Source organism: Frankia sp. CoWAU3 (assembly GCF_977971855.1).
Map to the genome: position 1 here is coordinate 1 of NZ_CDWWXB010000137.1, position 1,914 is coordinate 1,914.

Here is a 1,914-nt window from a genome sequence, read left to right on the forward strand (position 1 = left end):
ACACGGGGACGCGTGCGGAAACCAGGTCCCGCCGCCACCTCCGGGCGGAGACCGGCCGAAGGTCCGCCGCTATCCACCAAGCGCCGGCGAGCGCCGGAAAGATCGCGAACGGGAGATGCCCGGACTCTTTCCCGGGATACCAGGCGAAACCCCGAACCCGCATTGAAAATTAGTATACCGATTCCCCGAGGCCCTACTTCGACGACGTCGGAGGCGGGCCTCACGTATATGCGGAACGGCGCGGTCCAGAATACTGGCCATTTCCCTCCGACACCCGCCGGGACACCACGACACGAAAGCGGAGTCGGGGACCCCGAAAATCCCGGACGGCAGCCGGCCCCGATCGCCCAGAGCCAGCCTTTCGTGACATAGCAGAGACCAAAAATTAACAATCGAGGAACAGGAAGGTAACTGGGCACGGCAAGGCTCCGGTCGAACCCTCCCGTCATTCGCGGCCTGGGTCGGCTGGCCAGGCCGATCACGAAGTCGCTCCGTAACGTGCAGGATCAACCACGGGGAGTATGAGTGAGTTATCAGGCCGAGTACATCTGGATCGACGGCACCGAGCCCGAGCCGCTGATGCGCAGCAAGACCCGCATCATCAGGGACGGTAAGGAACCGGAGATCTGGGGCTTCGACGGCTCGAGCACCAACCAGGCGCCCGGATCGAACTCGGACTGCGTGCTGCGGCCCGTCTTCGTCACGCCCGACCCGCTGCGGGGTGGCGACAACCTCCTGGTGCTCTGCGAGGTCGAGCTGACCGACTTCACGCCGCACCCGACGAACACCCGGGCCGCCGCCCGGACCGTCGCCGAGAAGTACGCCGACATGACGCCGATGTTCGGCATCGAGCAGGAGTACACCTTCTTCAAGGACGGCCGTCCCTACGGCTGGCCGGAGGTCGGCTACCCCGCGCCGCAGGGACCGTACTACTGTGGCGTCGGCGGCTCGAAGATGCCCGGCCGCCAGATCGTCGAGAGGCACGCGCAGGCCTGCCTCGACGCCGGTCTCGCCATCGAGGGCACCAACGCCGAGGTCATGATGGGCCAGTGGGAGTTCCAGATCGGCGTGCTCCCCGCCCCGGCGATCGGCGACCAGATCTGGTTGGGCCGCTGGCTGCTCCACCGGATCGCCGAGGACTACGGCGTCGAGGTGTCGTTCGCCGCCAAGCCGATCCCGGGCGACTGGAACGGCGCCGGCGCGCACACCAACTTCTCCACCAGGCAGACGATGGAGGGCTGGGACGCCATCGTCGCCTGCTGCGAGGCGCTCGGCACCCGGGTGCTGGAGCACGTGACCCACTACGGTCACGGCATCCAGGACCGGCTGACCGGTAAGCACGAGACGGCTCCGTGGAACAAGTTCTCCTGGGGCGCCTCCGACCGCGGCGCGTCGATCCGCATTCCGTGGGCTGTCGAGAAGGCCAAGAAGGGCTGGCTGGAAGACCGTCGCCCGAACGCGAACATGGACCCGTACCTGGTCTCCGCGCTCATGATCGACACCTGCTGCAGCGCCTTGGCCGGCGACAAGCCGACGCTGTTCGTGCCGTCCCAGACCACCCCGGCCCCGGCCGAGGCGACCGTCTGACGAATGGTCACCATCCCGGAGTACAGGCGGCCGTGGCGGTGCTCCCGACGACACGACCGCCTGCCGCCCGGTCTTACGGTGGCGCGGTTCCAGCACCACCGGACGTACTAGCCGAAATCCGCGGTCCGCTCGCGCGCGAACACCTCCTCGACGACGGCGCGGGCCAGCGCCGCCGACCGGCGGTGCTCGGCGACGAGCTCGCCGGCCCGGTCGGCGGGATATCCCGCCGCGCTCGCCATCGCCTCCAGACCGGGCGGGCGGTCGGGGACGACGTCCGGACGCGGCCAGCCGGCCAGCGTGCTCGCGTTGCGGATGCGGGAGGCGGAC

2 protein-coding genes are annotated in these 1,914 nt (G+C 68.6%); one reads left to right on the plus strand and one right to left on the minus strand.

Translation table 11 applies throughout. The annotated features are described in order from the left end of the window. The first annotated feature begins 525 nt into the window (after positions 1–525). A complete protein-coding gene (gene glnII / locus AC08ON_RS12560; RefSeq protein WP_476607756.1) occupies positions 526–1,587 on the plus strand; it encodes a glutamine synthetase GlnII in 1,062 nt (353 codons plus the stop codon). Positions 1,588–1,694: 107 nt separating this feature from the next. Here glnII and AC08ON_RS12565 read toward each other — a convergent pair. Beyond that, positions 1,695–1,914, minus strand: a 220-nt coding sequence (locus AC08ON_RS12565) for a hypothetical protein (protein ID WP_476617027.1), incomplete at its 5' end; no start/stop codon positions are given.